Below are 16,669 nucleotides of genomic sequence, written 5' to 3' on the forward strand. Positions count from 1 at the left end.
TCCCTGACTGAATTTATGGGTCAGAGTAGCAACTCTGCTCGCTGAAAAGCGAGAGGCTCCAGCACCTTCATTTGAGCGAGGGTCAGTGGAGCGAAGTTTCGATCTAGCTGCAGTTCGGCGAAGCGCTCCACGGTCAGCCCGCCTTCACGAAACAGCTTGGCCCGTACAGGTCCGATAGCCACGTCCTGGAATGATGCCGGTTGCTGCTGGAGCCAGTGGTAGTAATCCAGATCAGCATTGACCTGTTGCCCGCCATTGGCACCAATAGAAGCCCGTGTCGCGCCTTTGGCGAACATTGCGCTGAGCTTAGTCAGCAGGATGAAGGTGGTACGGCAATTCGGGTGGAACGGCGGCCGGGGGCCGGACTCCACGGGAAACTTGCGCTTGTCCATCGAGCGGCATTGCTGGCTGGTCTTGCTGTCCAGCGTTGCAACTATCTGGATCTCCTCAACGATGTCCGTGTTGGCCTTGGCCACCTCCATGCGCGCTTGGGACGACACGTGCTGAATAGCGGTGTGTACGACCGTGCTGGCATTGCGGTTAGTGGTGGCCAGGATGCCGTCTTTGTAGCCGGCAGCCTTGGTACCGCGAATATTCTTGATGATCTGAAAGTTAGTCTGGCCTTCGAAAAAGCCCTGCCGGATAGTGCCGGTGACACGTTCACGCTCGGCGCTGGTCCAGCCCTTGATGAAGGCCTTAAGCAGCTTCCCGCAGCCAGTACCGCGCACGCTGAGCGGGTTTGTCAGCACAGCGGTGCGGATGGCAGCGGCAGTCGGCGCGACCACATCCAGCGAAACGCCAACCGGCGCCGATCTGGCAAGACTGGTTGCCTCAAACTCGGCCTCGTAGTTGGCGATTTCTACCAGGTCTAAGTTCAGTTGCGCGCTGTAGCGGTCGAAGATGCCCAGCAGCAGGCTATCCACTTCCTTCAGCAACGCTTCAAGGCGCTTGACGTTGTAATCGGTCAAGTCCGACTGGGTCAGCCGCTCACGGATAGACCGGTCAATCTCCTTGAGGAAGGGAGCGAACTTGCCCACTTCCCCCGCCTTGAGCTTTTCGAGGAAGACTGCGTGCCGGATGGTCGCATCAAGAATCGCCTGTTTCACCGCCATCTACTTTGTCCTCGTCGTCCAGCCCAAGGCCATCGCCCTGCTCTTCCAGCTCACCGTCGATCTGTTTGTCCGTGCGCTCTGGTGCGATCAACCCAAGCTTGCGCAGGTAAGCCCGCAAGTCTGCCTTGGCGAATCCGCCGTTTTGCCACAAGCCAACCAAGGCGGTGATCATCTGAGGATCAGCCGAGAGTTCGACGAACTCCTGATTCACCTGGTAGGCGACTTTCTTGTCGGTGATGCCCATGTAGGTGCAGCACCACATGAGCGCACGGGTGTAGGCCTCGCTAACGTTGGCAACGCAGCCAGCCAAAACCGATGTGGACGCCGATTGGTCACCACGAGACTCAGTAGCGGTCTTGGTAGCGAGCGAGGCCACTACCATCCGAGCGCCCAGTTCGATCATCATCTGGTTTTTATCGGCCATGGCTCCTTGACCAGCGTGTTGGGCGTGGGCTGGGCGTAGCCGAAGGCGCCGCCGACGGGCAGCATCATTGGGGCTCGGGAGCCCACATAGATGCCGTTTTTCTCCATCCAATCGCGCCAAGACTCGTCGAGCCCGCTGATCCACGGCTGGGCCTGCCCGCACCAGAACACGCTGTCTTCGTAGTCAGCGCTGTTCCGATAATGGCCCAGGTTGATCATGGCGATGTCGTAGAGCGGAGACTCATCGATGCTCGGATCGTTGTTCTGCGCGCCTACGAAGGTGAACGGAATCTCTTTCAGCCGGCCGCCGGCACCCGTAGGCCGGAATTCCTCAGTAACCGCCAGTGGCCCGCCAGTCTCTGGTCCTGCCCGGCGCCATACTCGGCAAACGAAGCCGTCTTCCTCCAAGGCCAGTTCCCGGTACTGCTCAACCGTCTTGAATCCGAACCCATAAGGGATTTCCGGCGATTCCTTCAGCACTACCAGCGTCAGTACGCTATGACCGTTCACCATACCGGTGCGCCAGTTGATGATTTCTTCAGCGCAGTAAGTGAGGATCACCGCATGCCCGCCGATACCATCGTCCTGGTGATAGTCGACATACAAACCATGTCGGCCAGCCTCAAGTACCTTTTCGAGCGTGCCTTGGGAGTGCTGATAGATGCTCACCCCTGAGCCGTTGGCGTTGTCCTGCAGGTAATCCAACTTTGTCGGAACCGTCAGCGTCGGATCTTTGTGGAAAGCAAGGCCGAGCAACCCGTTTCGGGTGTGCCCGGTGGCGTTCTTGAACACCGCGCGCTCACGGTAAGCACGATTCCGATCCTGATTCTCTGGCGACTTGTCGTGCGCATTGATATAAGGCAGCCGATCGACTACCCGGTGCTGACCCGCGCAGACGTCGCGAACGGTTGCCCAGCGGTCTAGCACTGCCGTGTATTCCGCCCGTTTGAAGGAGACATCGTTGCTCATCGGGCGTATCCCATTTTGATAGCGGTGACCGGTTTGATAATCGGGTACTCGCGGTGGATGAAGTAGCCGCCGGCGTCGTTCGCGTGATCGATGCCGGCGGTTTTGTCTGGCTCCCCGTTTGCGCCCCACACCTGCTGTTCCAGGCCGTCGGCGTAGGTTGGGCAGGTGAAAGGGTTGATCAGATAGCGGCGCTCGCCTTGCGCATTGCAGAAGACAGCGTTCATTGCGTTGATTCGATCCTTCACCGGCGGGTTTGCCGCTGGAGCGATGACCGCGAACCCTGCCTGCTTGAGCATGGCCAGGTCGGTGATGCTGGCGTTCACGGACTTGCGGGAGTCGCCCGAGGCGTCCGGGTAGATCCTGATTTCGCAGGTCTTCTTGAAGTCGTTGCCGTCGTGCTGCCAGTAGCGCTCTTTGATCCGGCGGATCATGTCGGGCGTGTCATAGCCGTCAATCAGCTCATCAACTGCCCTGGGTAGTCCCTGGTCGCGTTTGACGTGTGTGATCGCCGCCATCTTGCCGACGTTGAAGTCCATCCCGATGAACAGCGGCTCGCCGGGCAGCACAGTGTCGAAGCAGCCGTTGAGCTTGCGGTCGTAGGCCGTGTAGATCGTGCCGGACGTCAGGTTGACGAACTGGCCCTTGAGGTACGCCATGATCAGCTGCGGCGGATACGACTCCAGCAGGGAGGCGATGTAGTCATCCGGCAAGTTCAGCTCGTTGTCGAACGTACTGGCCTGCACCAGGCCGTACATCTCCTTGAGCGACGGCTTGTCGCGCAGCTGCTTCACGAATTGCAGGAAGACGAACTTGAAGCCTTCCGGCGTCGTGGTGACGTCTACCCCGTTCTTCAGTCCGGGCAAGTTGTAGCGCATCCGGGCGATGATCTTGCGCCAGGCCTGCTGTGCCTTGACGGCAGTCAGCACGTCCAGCTCATCCACCAGGGCGTGACCAATCTTGAAACCGACGATGGTCTGCGGCTTCTCCATCGACCGGCAAATCACAGTGCCGCGGTACTGCCGGCCGCTGTAGATGTGAACCTCGTGGTTCGCCTGGTTGATCTTGGTCTTCAGCCCCCAGTCGTAGGCCACCTCATCCATGGTCGGATAGAAGATGTCCCGGATCTGAGGGTAAGTCGGTGCGAAGTAGCCAGCGTTGACACCGGGCCACTCCATGAAGTGCTTGCTCAGCGCCGAGCAGCCCACCCAAGTCTTGCCTGAGCCGAACCCGGCGACGAACGCGCGGAATTTGTGGGGCAGCGTGAGGAATTGAGCTTGCGGAACGTTAAGGCTCGGCATTCGGCTTCCTCGCATCTACCACGTCGACCTGGATGCGGGTCGGGATCACCGGTTCGTCGCCCGCCTCTTCCTTCCTGGCCCGGTTGACGTATATGTCACCGGTTTCTTTCGCGGCTTGCTCGAGGATCTGCATGGCCAGGCCGATGTTCTTCATCGACTCAGCCTTTTCAACAAACCGGTTCATGGTACGGAGGCGGAACGCGCGGTTGGCAATCGGGATATCAGCTGTCTCTTCGCGAAACCGCTTCCGGGTGTCGTGGAACAGGGTCACCCACTTCTTCGCCAGGTCTCGCCCAGCGCGCTTGGTAGGGTCTTGAGCCTCACACTGTTGACGGGTCACCTCTAAGCCGAATTCCTCTCTGACAGCTGCCGCAACCTGGGAAGGAGTGTCGAAGCACGCCAAGGCCTGAACCATGAAGCCTTTCACCTCATTGTTCAGGGCTGCCATAGGGTAAATTCCGTCTTAGGTCTGTCAGGGGTCAGGCCAATCTGAGCAGACAGGTTCCGCAGGCCCTCGCAATGTTCAATTTCCCCACCTCAGCAGGACTGTTTGCTGCATCCACCAACGCCTGAACGTCAGGGCTTGCACCGTAGCGGCGGACGACACCCACAAACTCTTCTACGTCGTGTCCGCGCATCTCAAGCTTTGGCGCGCCCTCCTTTGTGAAAGCAGGCTGACCGTACTTATCCATGGCGTGTGCGATGTGGTAGAGCTCATGCTCCACCAAGGCGCAGAAGTCGGTGTCGCTGCACTGGGCGCAGTAGTCAGCAGCCAGCGTGATGATGAAGGCCGGCACGTCGCCGAACCAATCACGCATCTGTTGTTCCATCCGAGCTTTCTGCCAGCCACCCGCGCGGAACGCCACCTGCTCGGCCTGGCCAAGAACTGTGCGACCCTGCTTAGCGAAGCTCGACGATGCCCACATGATCCGGATGTCTGCATCCAGTAGGTGAGCATGATCTTCGTTGTGAATGGTGCCCGTGTCGGCAAGAATTTCGGCTTGGAGCCATTCCCACACCTCGGGCGCAGGACGCAAATTGAGCCACAGTGATTCGAGCAGATCGGCCGGTGGCATTGGTCTGCTCATAATTCGCCCGTCAGAATATTGGATAGGTTGACGCCAGCCTAACCCCGATATGGCAGGCAAAGGCAGCGAAGATTGCACGATTACGCCATCGGTAGAAAAAACCAGTCTCATCACCAATTTTTCTGGCAACCTCGAACTGCTTAGTGAAGTCCCGGTCTGGATAAGTACTGCATAACTCTAGGTACCGAGCATTCATCTTGAGGAGATGGATCGTTATCTCGATGCGCTTAAAGCCAAGCCAGGCCGATATGACCAGCACTACGAGCGGAAGGAGCAGAAGAGTTGGCTCATTCCAGCCAAAGTTCGCATATTTCTGCGTCTGCGCCAGATAGGCAGACGCCGCCAAGGTTGCGCCCAAGACGAACTGGTCAAAGCTCAGGTTTCCTTTGTAGTAGTGATCATCTAGCGCCGTCACTCTTGGATCTTCAGCCATTGCTGCACTCTCCCTATTTATGAAACAGGGATATTACCGTGCCACCATCTGGCGTGTCTGTGCATGGGCATGACCGTGGAGCAGGCTCACGATCAGGCCTTGAGGAAGCCCGGCATTCTTGGCCGCGTCCACGGCATCAAAAATGGCCTTGTCGAGAGCGCTCACCGCAGCGTTGATTTCTGGGCTCATTGGCAGTACGTGCCGCAGGCGGGTTACGTTACTCATTGAATACCGGCCCCTCACCCATGCGTAATGTCTTGTTGGCGCCGGTGTAGCCGCCGCAGTAGATGACTCTGATCTCACCCCACACAGGGTGGACGTCGACGTGTTCGCCATCGGTGGACTTGAGCGGGGCGTCCAAGACAACGGCGATGCCAGCCTTAGTGTCGCAATAGGTGACACCGGCAACCCGCTGGCCGTCGATGATCACTTCCCGCCGGCCTTTGCCATCATCCCAGTAGTGGACATGCTCGCCTGATTGATCGCTCATCACGCCCACCCAATACTGATGTGAGTGCCAATCCAGATGGCGCCCTCTATGACTGCCCACCCAACCACGGCACAGGTGACCGCGCCGATGACAAAGGCTCCGGTCATATTTGGCAACTGGCTCATGCGAACCCTCATAATTGCGCGCCACAATTTGGCGCATCTGAAAACGTGGCGCGGATTTACGATTGGGATAAACTAGGTCAAAACCGATAAAGCAGAGCCCCTGCTAAGCTCGCAACCAAAAAAAGAGAAGCCGATGCCAATTGATGCAGCAACCGCAATGGCTAGGGCAAGAGACAATTTCAAGTATCTGGCTGAAGCAAAAGATGATGCTCACCTCGCCAAGCTAAAGGGAGGCGCTTGCGGCTATAACCAGTCACTTTTGATAGCCGGCCTGATCAGCCCCAAGCAATTGGATCAACTGAACAGAGAGCTCGATGAAGCCTGTCTGGCTTACAAATCACCCTTAGCTTGAATCAAATGATTCGCCCTGTCCGCAGACAATCAACGCTGCTGGATAGATTACGATTGAGCACGTTCATCAAGTGCATGGTCGGCAAACTTTTAGAGAAGATGCACATGCCAGCAGACACAGAGTTCGCGATGACCGCAGCCCGCATAAACTTCGGGCGCTTGGCTTCGGCCGTAAGCAAATCAGATCGTGAGAACTTAACAAACGACGCTCACAGCTTTAACCAAACATTGTTGGATGCTGGTTTTATCAGTCGCGAGCAATTTAAGCAGCTGAACTCCGAGCTTGAGCTGGCCTTCAGGGCTCATATCCTGCCTTGACCTTTTACGTTTACTTGCTCTGACTGCGAACGATCTGTGCGTCGACCTGGTCGGCGCAGGTATCAAGCAACTTGATCGCTTTGTCTTTGAGCTCCCACACATCACCGTTGAGGCGAAGGTCGGCCTGGTCTTGTTCAACGCGCTCGCAAGGGATCAACTCGGGCGCTTCAATTCTTACCGCTTGGGTCTTTGTTACTACCGCTGGCTTTGCCGCGCAGCCCGTCAGGTAAAGGCTGATTAGCCCAGTCACGAACAGGCTTGCTGCTGCGCTTGAGTTCTTCAAAGTCTTTCCTCGCCTTCTCGGCTTTCTTCTCGCTGGCCTTTATTCGTTTTGCCAGGTCGGATGTGTACGCGGCGTTGCGCACGGCTTCGGCGCGCAGCGTGGTGATAGTGGCCTGGCTCTCGGCATTGGCGGCGACGGCTTTGGACTTCTCGCCAGCTTCGAATGCCACCTCCCCGCGAAGGGCTATGACACGCGACTGCTGTATGCCCACCAGTAGCAGGCCGACCAAAGCGATGATGATTGCTGCTGCGAAGGCCTTCATGCTGAATCCGCCTTGCGACCCAGGAAGCGGGTCACCATCTCGCGAATAGCAGTCACCCCGAGGAACCCAATAGTCCCTCCAGCAGCAACAGAAAGACTTGGCGGCCAAGCCATCCACTCGATCACGCTTGAAGCAACCAAGCTTAGCGACCCACAGATCAATGCTTCAAACACGATCCGGCGCTTGCTCGTTTCTTTCGCGTCATACATGACACGCAGTAGTGAGACAGTGATGGACATGATCACGCCCTGCCAGAGCGGATTGCTCAACGCCAGCCAGATCTTGGCCCAGGTGTCTGGCTTATCAGGCATGTTTGGCATCCGGGTTACTCCCTCTCGGGGAGATTGATAAATCCAGCCCCAGCAGCACTCCCAGCCATAGCGATGGGTGTGGTGAAGCCGAAAATGAAAAAGCCCCGGCTCAGGCCAGGGCTTTTCAAAAACACATAAAAATCACTTAATAGGTTTGACTGTTCCGATCTCGAACTCGTCTTTACTTTCATTCTTGCCTTGTATCCACTTGCAACCAACGAGATCGTGACGCACAGAACCGGTATTTCTCACAACCCGACCACCAATGCCCAGGGCACCAACACTAAAGTCTTTGGGGCCGCAACGATTCACAATCATCCGGGGACCACCCGAAGCGAGCTCAACCATATCGCCTTCCTTCGGATGATACATTTCTGTCGAGCTAACAAACTCCAGCTCCACCTTTTTCAATATCTTCCTACGCGACTCAGACTTTTCAAACCATTTGCATTCAACGTGATCGTGACTAAGCGTCTGCGGTACAACCATCCTCGCCGTTACGCCCAAAGCGCCGCCAACCTTAACAGGGCCAGCGTCAATCACCGTCATTAGCTGATCGTTAAGTTTATAACGAACCACATCGCCCAGCTTCAATGCTTCACTCATCGCGAGCCTCCTTTTCGTGTCGCTACAAGATGGGGGCTAGCGAGAAAATTTCAAGAGCGATCCACTGTACTGGGCATCTTTTGAAAACGAAAAAGCCCCAGCAGATGCTGAGGCTCTTGATTTGTAAAGGCATCTTACCGCGGCAGCTTCCTACACGGCATGCTTGCCGGTTCTGCGCGAAGCTCTGATGAGATGCATCGGTCTATGGTTTTTTGGGGCCGAGGGAGCTCTTGCGCTCTTCCTCACGTTGCTTGTCCAAAAGTAGAATTCTAATGTTCTGCTTCTCGACCAGCGTGCCTATGAGTGCACTAGCGGAAGGCCAGTCCACGAAAATCCCGACGACCTCATCGCCATCCCAGACAACCCACAATAACTTCGGAGGGTTTGAAGGCAGCCCCACACCCGAAGCCATCTTCGCTTTGAGATTTTTTATTTGTGTCGGGGTAAGTTGTTCTGCAGAGATCCTTCCCACTTTACGCTCCAGCCTCAGATTAGAAGCTAATAGCATGACCGATTGTCGCCCAACAAAAAACCCGGCTCTTGGCCGGGCGGGGGTATTGATGTGCGTTTCGCGTTACTTGTGCACTATGGGAAAAGTACGCGCAAAACCCCGTCATGTCAATATGATTATGCCGCCTCTTGATCTTTTTCCGAGTGAATCACCTGCCATAGCGGTTGTTGAGCCTGAATATCCACTTCTTTTATCACTTCTTTAAGGGATTCCCATAGGTCGAGCCAGTCACGCGTCCAGTTCTTCGGATCGATGGTGACGCCGAAGAACGTGTTCATCTCGGCGGCCACCCGCGCCGGGCCCCACTCAGCAGACCCGGCCACCTCCCCCTTGTACGACTGCAGGGCCAGGGTAACCAGGTACTGCGCCTTCACGCGCTTGGCCGATGTCAGATCTGGCAGCGCTGCTTTGGCGGTGATCAGCAGCACCGCGTTCAACAGGTGCTTCATGTTCATCGCCGGGTGGTACAGGTAGTGCCCGAACTGCTGCACTTGGAACGGAAGCGTGTCGATGGCGCGCAGTACTTTGCCGATGGTGGCCAAGTGAGCGGCACGGGCCGTTGACCTGCCAGCAGGTGTGCGCCGGGTTTCGCTGATGCTGATCTTCTGGCGCACAACCTGAATGCGCTCTTCCTTGTCATCCCCCAGCGCAGCGAAGACCGCCTCGGCCCGGCGCATACGCTGCCCCTTCTTGATAGGTGCTGACTGTGCCTTGTCGATGGCTACAGCGCTGATCGACGCGTTCGATTCGTGCTGAGCCTCGGTCCATACCTGCCTTGCGTTGATCAGTTTCATGCTGCCTGCCCCTTTTTCAACTCTCTGGTCTTTGCCCGGTAATCGGCAGTCATCGCCTTCAATTCTGCGACAGTATATTTCTTCGCCTCGTGCGGCCCCTCGAGCCACTCAACTGCCTCGGCGCCGATGCGCTTCAACAGCTCGATGCGGTAACTCACGATGTTCCCGGAGAGCCGGGTGTTGCACGGTGAGCACTGGCGGTGGCAATTCAGAGGCTCGAAGCGCAAAGCCGGATTGCTCCCAACAGTCCGGTAATGGCCAGCGTCATACTTGCCCTGGTGGTGCCGGCCGCAGCTGACGCATGGCAGTGCCGCGTCACGGGCGCGCACCCAAGCGTTGAATGCCTGCTGCGTGTCCTTGAGGTGATCCGCCCTGCTCTTCAGCTTCTCCTTGCGGACCTTGATTTCCTTGCGCTCGATGTCGGCCAGCGCCTTTTTAGCCTTGGGCGCGTGCCTTGGCGCGTCGATCAGCGCGCACGCCGGGCTGCACACCGCCTGACCCATGCGAGAAGGCACGAATGAGGCGCTGCACGTAGCAACGCGGCATTTCTTCGGCTTGGCTGTCTTCCGTTCGATGGTCATGCGGCCTCCTTGAATGCTTCGAACTCGGCCATTTCGGTCAGGCGCTCTTCGGTGAGCGTCGGCCAGTAATGCAGCACCAGATACGCGCAGCACTGGCGCCAGAAATCTTGGAAGGTTTCCTCCCCCATTGAGTCGTAGGAGAGGCTGCGCGGTGTCTTACGGGTAAGCTGGCCCAGGCCGGGGATGTCGAATGCTTCCTCGTCGCAGTACACGCCCGACTCCAGTTGCAGGGTCTTGATTGCGTCGTGGGACTGCTTGCCGGAGAACCGGTCGATGTTCTGGCTCAGCACCCGGCCCAGACCATGGACCAAACCATTGAACCGTGGGTTGCGCGGCTGCTTTAAGTCGGCGCGGATCTTCGTGTTGATCCGGAAATCCCGCTCGCGAAGGATCGACCGGTCAGCATCAGAGGACGGCACGAACGCTGCCACCTCCTTGCCTGTGGCTGGATCGACCAAGCGTCGCAGCACCAGGTACACGGGCATTGGCCGGGGCTTGGCTGGCTTGGTCATGGCGTCACCCGAAAGAATTCAATTTCGAATGGACCGAAGTAAACCCGGAAGGCAGGCTTGGAGTCGAGTTTCGTGAAATAGAAATGCCAGTTGAGTGGGCGGAACCCAAAGAGCAGCCAGCCTCGCTTGAATCCGAAGCTGACCATGTAGCCATTGCCACGGTAGTCGTCGCTGAATCTGCCGTAATTGGTCTTCATGACTGCTCTCCCTTGCCCATGGCGGCGTCAATACTCCGGTCGAGTTCTTCGCCGTCGACGCAGGGCATGGTTCCGTCTTTTTGAGTTATCTGTACGCGGGCGCTGTAATATTCTCCGCGAAGCCACCGATACCGCTCCGCGTCAACCTGATCTTTGCGCCACTCATCACGAAGCGCCTGTGCGGCTGCGATCAGAGTTTCGTTCTCAGCCTTCAGCTCAGCATTCACCCGCTCGTAGGCTTCGTAGCCGGTGCGTAGGCCTGCGACTTCGGCCTTGAGTTGGTCGCGCTCTGCCACCGCGATTTCGGCAACGCTACTCAACGCACGCAAGGCCAGTTCGTCCCGCTCGATCTGGGCGATCAGTGCGAGAACAACGTCAGGGTTGGCTTCGTCGTCATAGGCCAGCTCTGCCGTATTCCAGACTTCGGCAAATTCGTCGCCGCCGTGCTCGCACAGGTCCGCGTAGGATTGCTTAACGGCCTCGGCGGCGATCTTGAGTTTTGTGTGGTCAGTCATGATTTCACCTTCAGTCCGGCGGCTTCGATGGCGGCGCGAGCCAGGTCCAGGTAGACGAACTCACCATCTACGCACTGGGTGCTTTCGGTCGGAAGATCGATTACCACCGCCTCGCGGGATGCCTGCCAGCCATCCCATGCACCGTTCGCATAAGGGCTTTCGTAGAAATTCGGGTGAGTGATCGACCGGGTGAAATTCATCCCCCGGAAGCGCGGGCTTTTCTCGAACTCTTCACGCATCTTGTCGGTCATGTCCGTTGCTCCGCTGCTTCTGCGATCAATGCCATGCGCTCAAGGCGCTCTTCGGCTTGGCTGGCGAGATTGGCTAAGTCCGCCTCATCCACCACCGGCATGCACACGAAAAGAATTCCGTGCTTGGCCATGGTGTTGGCCACCTCAAGGGATTGGCGTAGCTGGGCTGGGTTTGCTCGCTTCATGCTCGTGACTCCAATTCCTGGGCCTGCTTGATCAGCAGCGCGCGGCGGTCTGCCAATTCGTTGGCGGCTTCAATCCGCAGTTCGATCTTTCGCTCTTCGCTGGCCTTGCGCATTTCCAGCATCGAGGACTTCACCAACTGCAGCTTTTCGCGCAGAACCGGCGCAGGCTGTGTCACGGCACCAGTGAGCAGTCCAGCAATCGCGCGCCCATCCTCAGTGACAGGAAAGACACTCAGGTCTGCGAGGTACTTCTGGCCGCTCTCTCGGGGGATGCGCTTGAGCTCCATGGCCTTGGTGACGGCTTGAATGCGACGGCTCGCGTCGAATCCTACGGAGACGTGCCAGTTCACAGGCTTGGCATCCTCTCGTGATCGGCCAACAAACCGCTCGTAGGCGCTGATGAAGGCCATGCGGGCACCGATCTTGTCGCCAGAGTCGAGGACGGGCTTTGCAGCAGCCAAGGCCAACTGGATTTCTTCAGTTAGAACGACCGTTTCGTATTCGTCATTGGTGGTCATGGCGATAGCCCAAGCTTCGTCCTTGCCAGGGCGGCCGTCAGCGGCTTGGACGCGCTGAAGAATCGAGGCAAGTGTCAGTTTTCCAGTCAGTTCACGACGGCAGGACCAGAGCGCATTGGCGATCACGCCCATGTCGTGTTCGGCCAGATCCTCGGCCATCAGCTTTGCAGCTGGTGCGCTCAGCACCTGCCCAAGAGTTTCGGCAGTGGCGCAAATGGCCATGCTCAGTTCAGCGGTTTCGGCGTAGGAAAGCATTGCTCTCACCCCCTTCCAGAATGCTGCGGCTGGCCTCTTGGCCGGCGTTGAAGTTGGCTTGGGTGTCTTCGATCTGGCGGGCAGTTCGCGAATTCATCTGGCGGCCGGTAGCCCACTGGGTGTGGTAGGCCTCCGCCTTGGCGATCAGGTTGTTCAAGCTGTGGCAGTCATTGACGATGCGGGCGTCGTTGACCGTGAGGTAGTACGCAGCAACGCTGTGGGCAACGTCGACGCCTAGGCGATCAACCAGCTTGCCGAGGATTCCACCGGCTGCAGCGTTCCATACCGGCCAGCACTGGTACCGCTTGCGGTAAGCCATGGCGTAGTTCGCCCATGCCTTGAACGTTTTACAGGTCTGGTCTTTCGGCCCTGGCATGTCGGCGGGTATTTCGACGCGAGGTGCTTCGGGTTGATCCACAACCAGCACAAGCACACCGGGTTGGGTCGGCTTGTCCGAGCCTTCCGGCAAGCTGTGACTGGTACCCTGATTGGTACCCTGATGATTGGTATCCTGATTTGTCGGAGATTTATCCGACCCTTGCTCGGATTTTTTTCCGACCTTGATCGGAGATTTATCCGAGGTAGATCGGATTTTTTTCCGACCTTTGTTTTTTGGTGGGGTCGGATATTTTTCCGACCCGTCGAGCTTCTGATTCCACTCGATCGCTTTCTCTGTGAGGCGGAAAAGCGTGATGTTCGAGGTGCTGGAAAGCTCAATCAACCCGGCCTCTTCCAGGGCCTTCAGCATGCGGTAAGCGGTGTCCGGCTTGTCAGTGAGTAGCGGAAGCTCCTCAGTGATCTTGGCCTTGCTCAGCGCGAAGAAGATCCCGTCATCAGTCTTGATTGGCTTGGCCCAGCTCGGGCAGCCGTAGACGAACGCGAACAGCAGGGCCTGCTGAGAATTCAGCCCCCACTCCAGCGCCTTCACCTGGTTAATCGTGACGGTGTATTGCATGTCAGGCCGCCGAATAGACTGTATGCGAGCTATTGCGCGCACGTTTTCAGATTGCGAAAAGCGTGGCGCGAGATTGGTGGGGCTATTGATCGTTTGATTGGCTTGGTGCATGATTCGCTCCACAAGTTTGTTGCTGTTGAAAGAGCCGGGATTGCGCCCCGGCTTTTTTATGTCTGAAATTCAGGCTGCTTTCACCGACTGCTTGAACACTTCCAAGCTGACGATCACTTCCTCAGCCTCCTTGAGTAGTTCGGACTTCTCGCGAGTGCAAACGCGGCCATCGGCCTGGGCGTCGAACGCAAGGCGGGTCACGTCGCCAGATCGGCATGCAGCCGCAGAAGCGCGGTATTGAGGTTGATTCCCTCGGGCTTATCCTTCGGCACAAGCTCGAAGCCAAACGATTCGGCCCAAGCTTTCAGTGGGCGGAAGTCCTGGGTGAACTTCATGATTCGGTGCAGCTCCTGGACGTTCAGCTTGTGGCTGTCGTAATCAGGGTTCGCCTTTTGGGAAAGCAGTGTCTTTGAAGAGAAGCTGGCCCCCTCCGCAATCCGCCCTGCGCCGTGGTCGTCAACCACGTCATAGATCGCCTTCATCAATTCCTGCATGTAACACCTCGAAATTCTTTACGTGGCGCCCTGCAGGTGCAGAGGCGATCATTTGCTCAATGGAACGGCGGACAGGGATGTCGCTTAGCTGGCGAGACGTTGATTCTGCGAAGGAAAAGCTCTCACCTCTTCTGCTGTACAAATCCCATTCGGGTGAGGGGTGACATAGATGTCACGGCCGATTCGAATGGCTTTACTGATGGCGCCCTGCGTCATCCCCAACAGAGCTGCAGCCTCGCTCTGCCCAAGCCAGCGGGCAAAATCAGTGATGTGAATTCGGTTCATGGGAGTGATCTCCGTGGTTCTTCATGCACGAATATTACCTATGGCATTTTTAAAAGTAAATGCCATTGGCATTTGTAGCTATATTACCGATGGGAATACGATTCAGGGATGAGCAAGAAACCCCTACCGCAAGACAAAAAGGATGAGTGCCTTCGGCTGAAGGCATTGTTCAATAGAAAGAAAAATGAGCTTGGCCTGACCCAGGAGAAGCTGGCGCACGCCTTAGAAATCAATCAAAGCTCCGTCAGCCACTATCTGAATGGTGTTAACCCGCTCAATCCTTCGATTGCCGCCTCGTTCGCGAACATATTGAAGGTGGATGTTCGTGAATTTAGTGAGCGCCTCGCCAAAGAGATTTCTCAAATGGCGTCATCCATCGACCAGCGGCACACCGGATCTGGCACCGCCATCTCGCTGGATGGAGAAGATTCGTCCAAATCTGATCGTGACTTTACGGGGGCTGGCGAGAGAGCAAGGGCCCTGGCTTTGGCCGCAAGCCCAAGGTCTAGATCGGCACTCGAGCGGATTGCCGAGGCCGCAGATTCTGGGCTGCTGAGCGAGCAAGATGTTCTGCTATTGGAGGCTATCGCCACTCGCCTTTCGATCAGGATCCCAACCAAAACAGAATCGCCTCATCAGCGTTTAAGGAAAAAGCTGACTCCAAATGATCCAGTTCCTGAATAGCGACTGCTTCGGTGGTCAATTGCGTGACCCAGTAAAAACGGGGCTAAACCCATTATTCCGCGCAAAAATTCGGGTCGGTGACGAGTCTTTGCACTGCTACGTTAAGCCGATCCCCGATAAGGTTTGGGAAAGGCCGGGCACCTACGAGTTTGAGTCATCTGAAATCGTAAGCGAGGCAATCGGGTATGCGCTGGCCGGTATCGTTGGTCTCCCGGTGGCCAAGAATGCAGGGGTAATTGAGCTGGATCGCGATCAAATCCCTGAGAGAGTCCAGCGCGCGCTCGACTTTATTTCTCCCTCGGGCCCACAGAAAAGCTATTTGGCGTGGTTCTCGCAAGACACGACGCATCCCAATCTTGTGCAAAAGCACGTGGACGGTTTTCCTGATTTTATGAAGGAGCGTCGAGCAAAGAGACTTGTAACGCAGCTATCCAAGAACAAGTCTATCCCGGCAATTTTGTCTTTTGACGCATGGCTTCAAAACTCTGACAGGCACCTTGGAAACCTACTTTGGGCGTCTAGCGGTTCGTACACACTGATAGATCACGGAAGGCTATTTGTGTGGCCTGACTGGACTCCAGCCAAGCTGAGCGGGGCAAGGAAGTGCCCAAATAGGCTGATGGAAATAATCGATCTTTATGTGCCTCAGTGGAGCCAGAATCTACCCGTTCGAAGCGCTAGGCTGCTCGCGTACAATTCTTTCTCTGTCGCGTTTCGGGATGGTGGAGCAGAAAAAACAACGGAAATGCTATCGAGTTTTCTAGGCGACGAGGGGTCGGCCCAGGTGGTCGACTTCATTGCCGCGCGTCTGGATAATGACCGATACTCCAAGGAACTTGGAATGCTGGCAATATCATGAATATCTCCGAAAAGCTCAGAAGTCGCATAGGTGGCGCACCCCGCCAGGAGCTCGTGCGTGGCTCCTGGAGAAGTATAAGCATGTGCCTTGATCCTGATGCAGGGGAGTTCCTTAATGTGGGGGTTGCCTTCCAGCATGGCGTGCAAGTCGAGATTCGCATGCTCGACACCTTCCAGCGCCTGGCTTGCTTATATGACGGCCGAATCGATCAAAACGATTTGGTGCATTACCTTCAGGACGTAGAGGCCACGCTGCTGAGTTATGGCGGCAATCTCCCTGACTTTATCGGACACGATGTTCGACTGGGAGAGGCCCTGTTTGCATCTGGCGCCACGGCAGAAAGCGTCGTCGATGAGTTCTTCAATGACGTAGTGACCCTCGCCCGCCCAAAATTTGGAGACAAGCGTGACCACTTCCGCTATCACTCCACACCCAAGCTTAGGGACGGCGTGCTGAGAATTATGGAAGAAAAAATGAGGCTGAAAGCATCCCGCATTATTCAGCAGGGAAGATTCAGCTTAAAAATGAAAGGGTCTGCGAACCGCATCGAAGTAGACGTCCCCCTGCTTAGCAGTGACGCCGCCGGCACAATTGTCTCTGCGTGGTACAAGAGTCCGCTTGTGGTTGAGCATAACATCCTGCAAGCAGCCTCGGACATTCTGCTAATTACGAGCAACTCAGATCGAAAAGGGTCTATTTCGGTACTAATGCCCAGTTCTGATAGCGGCATGTCAGCAGAGGAATTTCGGAAAGTCCACGACACGGCCTTTCGCCAGATGGATCGGGCCAGCAAGGCTGGTGTTGACGTCATCGAAGCAGTGTCGACTGACGCATTGGCCAACCAAACAATCGAATGGTGGGACGATAGAGCTGCATAACGCCTAAATCATCCA

The 16,669-nt window shown here is 56.5% G+C and carries 28 protein-coding genes and 1 pseudogene; 5 read left to right on the forward strand and 24 right to left on the reverse strand.

The window, feature by feature from the left end; genetic code table 11:
• Positions 1–20 precede the first annotated feature (20 nt).
• The 8 genes and pseudogenes from F0169_RS00585 to F0169_RS00620 all read right to left on the reverse strand — a co-directional run bounded on the left by F0169_RS00585 (position 21) and on the right by F0169_RS00620 (position 5,813).
• The gene (locus tag F0169_RS00585; protein ID WP_152745118.1) at positions 21–1,112 is read right to left on the reverse strand and encodes a minor capsid protein; all 1,092 of its coding nucleotides are present in this window, start codon (positions 1,110–1,112) and stop codon (positions 21–23) included.
• Positions 1,087–2,504 (reverse strand): annotated as a pseudogene (locus F0169_RS00590) (DUF4055 domain-containing protein). The gene F0169_RS00585 and the pseudogene F0169_RS00590 overlap by 26 nt, the downstream one beginning before the upstream one ends.
• Positions 2,501–3,802, reverse strand: a complete 1,302-nt coding sequence (locus F0169_RS00595; RefSeq protein WP_152745119.1) for a terminase large subunit domain-containing protein — start codon at positions 3,800–3,802, stop codon at positions 2,501–2,503. The pseudogene F0169_RS00590 and the gene F0169_RS00595 overlap by 4 nt, the downstream one beginning before the upstream one ends.
• Positions 3,789–4,250 (reverse strand): DUF2280 domain-containing protein, encoded by a 462-nt coding sequence (locus F0169_RS00600; protein ID WP_152745120.1) that lies wholly within the window; start codon positions 4,248–4,250, stop codon positions 3,789–3,791. The genes F0169_RS00595 and F0169_RS00600 overlap by 14 nt, the downstream gene beginning before the upstream one ends.
• Before the next feature lie 31 nt (positions 4,251–4,281).
• Entirely contained in the window at positions 4,282–4,890 is a 609-nt protein-coding gene (locus F0169_RS00605; protein ID WP_152745121.1) for a putative metallopeptidase, read from the reverse strand.
• A 10-nt stretch (positions 4,891–4,900) separates the two neighbouring features.
• Complete coding sequence (locus F0169_RS00610) at positions 4,901–5,323, reverse strand: hypothetical protein (protein ID WP_152745122.1); 423 nt, start codon at positions 5,321–5,323, stop codon at positions 4,901–4,903.
• A 33-nt stretch (positions 5,324–5,356) separates the two neighbouring features.
• Positions 5,357–5,548 carry a hypothetical protein gene (locus F0169_RS00615; RefSeq protein WP_152745123.1) on the reverse strand — a complete coding sequence of 64 codons (192 nt, stop codon included), beginning with the start codon at positions 5,546–5,548 and terminating at the stop codon, positions 5,357–5,359.
• A complete protein-coding gene (locus tag F0169_RS00620) occupies positions 5,541–5,813 on the reverse strand; it encodes a hypothetical protein (protein WP_152745124.1) in 273 nt (90 codons plus the stop codon). Before F0169_RS00620 ends, F0169_RS00615 begins: the two co-directional genes overlap by 8 nt.
• Before the next feature lie 258 nt (positions 5,814–6,071).
• On the opposite strand from F0169_RS00620, the gene F0169_RS00625 reads away from it, so the two are divergent.
• Both F0169_RS00625 and F0169_RS00630 read left to right on the forward strand, forming a co-directional pair.
• Complete coding sequence (locus F0169_RS00625; RefSeq protein WP_058415636.1) at positions 6,072–6,290, forward strand: hypothetical protein; 219 nt, start codon at positions 6,072–6,074, stop codon at positions 6,288–6,290.
• A 53-nt stretch (positions 6,291–6,343) separates the two neighbouring features.
• On the forward strand, positions 6,344–6,607 hold the full coding sequence (locus F0169_RS00630; RefSeq protein ID WP_058415637.1) for a hypothetical protein: 264 nt from the start codon (positions 6,344–6,346) through the stop codon (positions 6,605–6,607).
• Between the two features lie 10 nt (positions 6,608–6,617).
• Here F0169_RS00630 and F0169_RS00635 read toward each other — a convergent pair whose 3' ends face one another.
• From F0169_RS00635 to F0169_RS00705, 16 genes are all read right to left on the reverse strand, one after another.
• Positions 6,618–6,764, reverse strand: a complete 147-nt coding sequence (locus F0169_RS00635; protein ID WP_099235311.1) for a hypothetical protein — start codon at positions 6,762–6,764, stop codon at positions 6,618–6,620.
• A 10-nt stretch (positions 6,765–6,774) separates the two neighbouring features.
• Positions 6,775–7,152, reverse strand: a complete 378-nt coding sequence (locus tag F0169_RS00640; RefSeq protein ID WP_152745125.1) for a hypothetical protein — start codon at positions 7,150–7,152, stop codon at positions 6,775–6,777.
• Entirely contained in the window at positions 7,149–7,472 is a 324-nt protein-coding gene (locus tag F0169_RS00645; protein WP_099235224.1) for a phage holin, lambda family, read from the reverse strand. Before F0169_RS00645 ends, F0169_RS00640 begins: the two co-directional genes overlap by 4 nt.
• A 132-nt stretch (positions 7,473–7,604) precedes the next feature.
• Positions 7,605–8,069, reverse strand: a complete 465-nt coding sequence (locus F0169_RS00650) for a DUF2158 domain-containing protein (protein ID WP_152745126.1) — start codon at positions 8,067–8,069, stop codon at positions 7,605–7,607.
• 627 nt (positions 8,070–8,696) lie between these two features.
• On the reverse strand, positions 8,697–9,374 hold the full coding sequence (locus tag F0169_RS00655) for a hypothetical protein (protein ID WP_093546429.1): 678 nt from the start codon (positions 9,372–9,374) through the stop codon (positions 8,697–8,699).
• A complete protein-coding gene (locus F0169_RS00660) occupies positions 9,371–9,955 on the reverse strand; it encodes a recombination protein NinG (RefSeq protein WP_152745127.1) in 585 nt (194 codons plus the stop codon). Before F0169_RS00660 ends, F0169_RS00655 begins: the two co-directional genes overlap by 4 nt.
• On the reverse strand, positions 9,952–10,467 hold the full coding sequence (locus F0169_RS00665) for a hypothetical protein (RefSeq protein WP_152745128.1): 516 nt from the start codon (positions 10,465–10,467) through the stop codon (positions 9,952–9,954). Before F0169_RS00665 ends, F0169_RS00660 begins: the two co-directional genes overlap by 4 nt.
• The gene (locus F0169_RS00670) at positions 10,464–10,664 is read right to left on the reverse strand and encodes a hypothetical protein (RefSeq protein WP_152745129.1); all 201 of its coding nucleotides are present in this window, start codon (positions 10,662–10,664) and stop codon (positions 10,464–10,466) included. The genes F0169_RS00665 and F0169_RS00670 overlap by 4 nt, the downstream gene beginning before the upstream one ends.
• Positions 10,661–11,179 carry a hypothetical protein gene (locus tag F0169_RS00675; RefSeq protein WP_152745130.1) on the reverse strand — a complete coding sequence of 173 codons (519 nt, stop codon included), beginning with the start codon at positions 11,177–11,179 and terminating at the stop codon, positions 10,661–10,663. Before F0169_RS00675 ends, F0169_RS00670 begins: the two co-directional genes overlap by 4 nt.
• Complete coding sequence (locus F0169_RS00680) at positions 11,176–11,430, reverse strand: phiTE_015 family protein (RefSeq protein ID WP_152745131.1); 255 nt, start codon at positions 11,428–11,430, stop codon at positions 11,176–11,178. The genes F0169_RS00675 and F0169_RS00680 overlap by 4 nt, the downstream gene beginning before the upstream one ends.
• On the reverse strand, positions 11,427–11,615 hold the full coding sequence (locus tag F0169_RS00685; RefSeq protein ID WP_152745132.1) for a DUF1382 family protein: 189 nt from the start codon (positions 11,613–11,615) through the stop codon (positions 11,427–11,429). The genes F0169_RS00680 and F0169_RS00685 overlap by 4 nt, the downstream gene beginning before the upstream one ends.
• The gene (locus F0169_RS00690) at positions 11,612–12,388 is read right to left on the reverse strand and encodes a hypothetical protein (RefSeq protein WP_152745133.1); all 777 of its coding nucleotides are present in this window, start codon (positions 12,386–12,388) and stop codon (positions 11,612–11,614) included. The genes F0169_RS00685 and F0169_RS00690 overlap by 4 nt, the downstream gene beginning before the upstream one ends.
• A complete protein-coding gene (locus tag F0169_RS00695) occupies positions 12,363–13,343 on the reverse strand; it encodes a phage replication protein (protein WP_152745190.1) in 981 nt (326 codons plus the stop codon). Before F0169_RS00695 ends, F0169_RS00690 begins: the two co-directional genes overlap by 26 nt.
• 180 nt (positions 13,344–13,523) lie before the next feature.
• Positions 13,524–13,655, reverse strand: coding sequence for a hypothetical protein (locus tag F0169_RS28015; protein ID WP_277755284.1), 132 nt, complete (start codon positions 13,653–13,655; stop codon positions 13,524–13,526).
• On the reverse strand, positions 13,652–13,948 hold the full coding sequence (locus F0169_RS00700; protein WP_241679025.1) for a phage regulatory CII family protein: 297 nt from the start codon (positions 13,946–13,948) through the stop codon (positions 13,652–13,654). Before F0169_RS00700 ends, F0169_RS28015 begins: the two co-directional genes overlap by 4 nt.
• An 84-nt stretch (positions 13,949–14,032) precedes the next feature.
• Positions 14,033–14,233: a Cro/CI family transcriptional regulator gene (locus F0169_RS00705; protein ID WP_032877429.1), complete on the reverse strand. Its 201-nt coding sequence runs from the start codon at positions 14,231–14,233 to the stop codon at positions 14,033–14,035.
• Positions 14,234–14,341: 108 nt separating this feature from the next.
• On the opposite strand from F0169_RS00705, the gene F0169_RS00710 reads away from it, so the two are divergent.
• The 3 genes from F0169_RS00710 to F0169_RS00720 are packed head-to-tail and all read left to right on the forward strand — an operon-like array spanning position 14,342 to position 16,654.
• Positions 14,342–14,917, forward strand: a complete 576-nt coding sequence (locus F0169_RS00710; protein ID WP_152745134.1) for a helix-turn-helix domain-containing protein — start codon at positions 14,342–14,344, stop codon at positions 14,915–14,917.
• Positions 14,898–15,776 carry a hypothetical protein gene (locus F0169_RS00715; RefSeq protein WP_152745135.1) on the forward strand — a complete coding sequence of 293 codons (879 nt, stop codon included), beginning with the start codon at positions 14,898–14,900 and terminating at the stop codon, positions 15,774–15,776. The genes F0169_RS00710 and F0169_RS00715 overlap by 20 nt, the downstream gene beginning before the upstream one ends.
• The gene (locus tag F0169_RS00720) at positions 15,773–16,654 is read left to right on the forward strand and encodes a hypothetical protein (protein ID WP_152745136.1); all 882 of its coding nucleotides are present in this window, start codon (positions 15,773–15,775) and stop codon (positions 16,652–16,654) included. Before F0169_RS00715 ends, F0169_RS00720 begins: the two co-directional genes overlap by 4 nt.
• Positions 16,655–16,669: the final 15 nt, after the last annotated feature.

Source organism: Pseudomonas kitaguniensis (assembly GCF_009296165.1).
Taxonomy (GTDB): Bacteria; Pseudomonadota; Gammaproteobacteria; order Pseudomonadales; family Pseudomonadaceae; genus Aquipseudomonas; species Aquipseudomonas kitaguniensis.

Coding starts and splice junctions, on each gene's coding strand:
- F0169_RS00585 (WP_152745118.1), bottom strand. CDS start 1,112: ATGGCGGTGAAACAGGCGATTCTTGATGCGACCATCCGGCACGCAGTC.
- F0169_RS00595 (WP_152745119.1), bottom strand. CDS start 3,802: ATGCCGAGCCTTAACGTTCCGCAAGCTCAATTCCTCACGCTGCCCCAC.
- F0169_RS00600 (WP_152745120.1), bottom strand. CDS start 4,250: ATGGCAGCCCTGAACAATGAGGTGAAAGGCTTCATGGTTCAGGCCTTG.
- F0169_RS00605 (WP_152745121.1), bottom strand. CDS start 4,890: ATGAGCAGACCAATGCCACCGGCCGATCTGCTCGAATCACTGTGGCTC.
- F0169_RS00610 (WP_152745122.1), bottom strand. CDS start 5,323: ATGGCTGAAGATCCAAGAGTGACGGCGCTAGATGATCACTACTACAAA.
- F0169_RS00615 (WP_152745123.1), bottom strand. CDS start 5,548: ATGAGTAACGTAACCCGCCTGCGGCACGTACTGCCAATGAGCCCAGAA.
- F0169_RS00620 (WP_152745124.1), bottom strand. CDS start 5,813: ATGAGCGATCAATCAGGCGAGCATGTCCACTACTGGGATGATGGCAAA.
- F0169_RS00625 (WP_058415636.1), top strand. CDS start 6,072: ATGCCAATTGATGCAGCAACCGCAATGGCTAGGGCAAGAGACAATTTC.
- F0169_RS00640 (WP_152745125.1), bottom strand. CDS start 7,152: ATGAAGGCCTTCGCAGCAGCAATCATCATCGCTTTGGTCGGCCTGCTA.
- F0169_RS00645 (WP_099235224.1), bottom strand. CDS start 7,472: ATGCCAAACATGCCTGATAAGCCAGACACCTGGGCCAAGATCTGGCTG.
- F0169_RS00650 (WP_152745126.1), bottom strand. CDS start 8,069: ATGAGTGAAGCATTGAAGCTGGGCGATGTGGTTCGTTATAAACTTAAC.
- F0169_RS00655 (WP_093546429.1), bottom strand. CDS start 9,374: ATGAAACTGATCAACGCAAGGCAGGTATGGACCGAGGCTCAGCACGAA.
- F0169_RS00660 (WP_152745127.1), bottom strand. CDS start 9,955: ATGACCATCGAACGGAAGACAGCCAAGCCGAAGAAATGCCGCGTTGCT.
- F0169_RS00665 (WP_152745128.1), bottom strand. CDS start 10,467: ATGACCAAGCCAGCCAAGCCCCGGCCAATGCCCGTGTACCTGGTGCTG.
- F0169_RS00670 (WP_152745129.1), bottom strand. CDS start 10,664: ATGAAGACCAATTACGGCAGATTCAGCGACGACTACCGTGGCAATGGC.
- F0169_RS00675 (WP_152745130.1), bottom strand. CDS start 11,179: ATGACTGACCACACAAAACTCAAGATCGCCGCCGAGGCCGTTAAGCAA.
- F0169_RS00680 (WP_152745131.1), bottom strand. CDS start 11,430: ATGACCGACAAGATGCGTGAAGAGTTCGAGAAAAGCCCGCGCTTCCGG.
- F0169_RS00685 (WP_152745132.1), bottom strand. CDS start 11,615: ATGAAGCGAGCAAACCCAGCCCAGCTACGCCAATCCCTTGAGGTGGCC.
- F0169_RS00690 (WP_152745133.1), bottom strand. CDS start 12,388: ATGCTTTCCTACGCCGAAACCGCTGAACTGAGCATGGCCATTTGCGCC.
- F0169_RS00695 (WP_152745190.1), bottom strand. CDS start 13,343: ATGCAATACACCGTCACGATTAACCAGGTGAAGGCGCTGGAGTGGGGG.
- F0169_RS00700 (WP_241679025.1), bottom strand. CDS start 13,948: ATGCAGGAATTGATGAAGGCGATCTATGACGTGGTTGACGACCACGGC.
- F0169_RS00705 (WP_032877429.1), bottom strand. CDS start 14,233: ATGAACCGAATTCACATCACTGATTTTGCCCGCTGGCTTGGGCAGAGC.
- F0169_RS00710 (WP_152745134.1), top strand. CDS start 14,342: ATGAGCAAGAAACCCCTACCGCAAGACAAAAAGGATGAGTGCCTTCGG.
- F0169_RS00715 (WP_152745135.1), top strand. CDS start 14,898: ATGATCCAGTTCCTGAATAGCGACTGCTTCGGTGGTCAATTGCGTGAC.
- F0169_RS00720 (WP_152745136.1), top strand. CDS start 15,773: ATGAATATCTCCGAAAAGCTCAGAAGTCGCATAGGTGGCGCACCCCGC.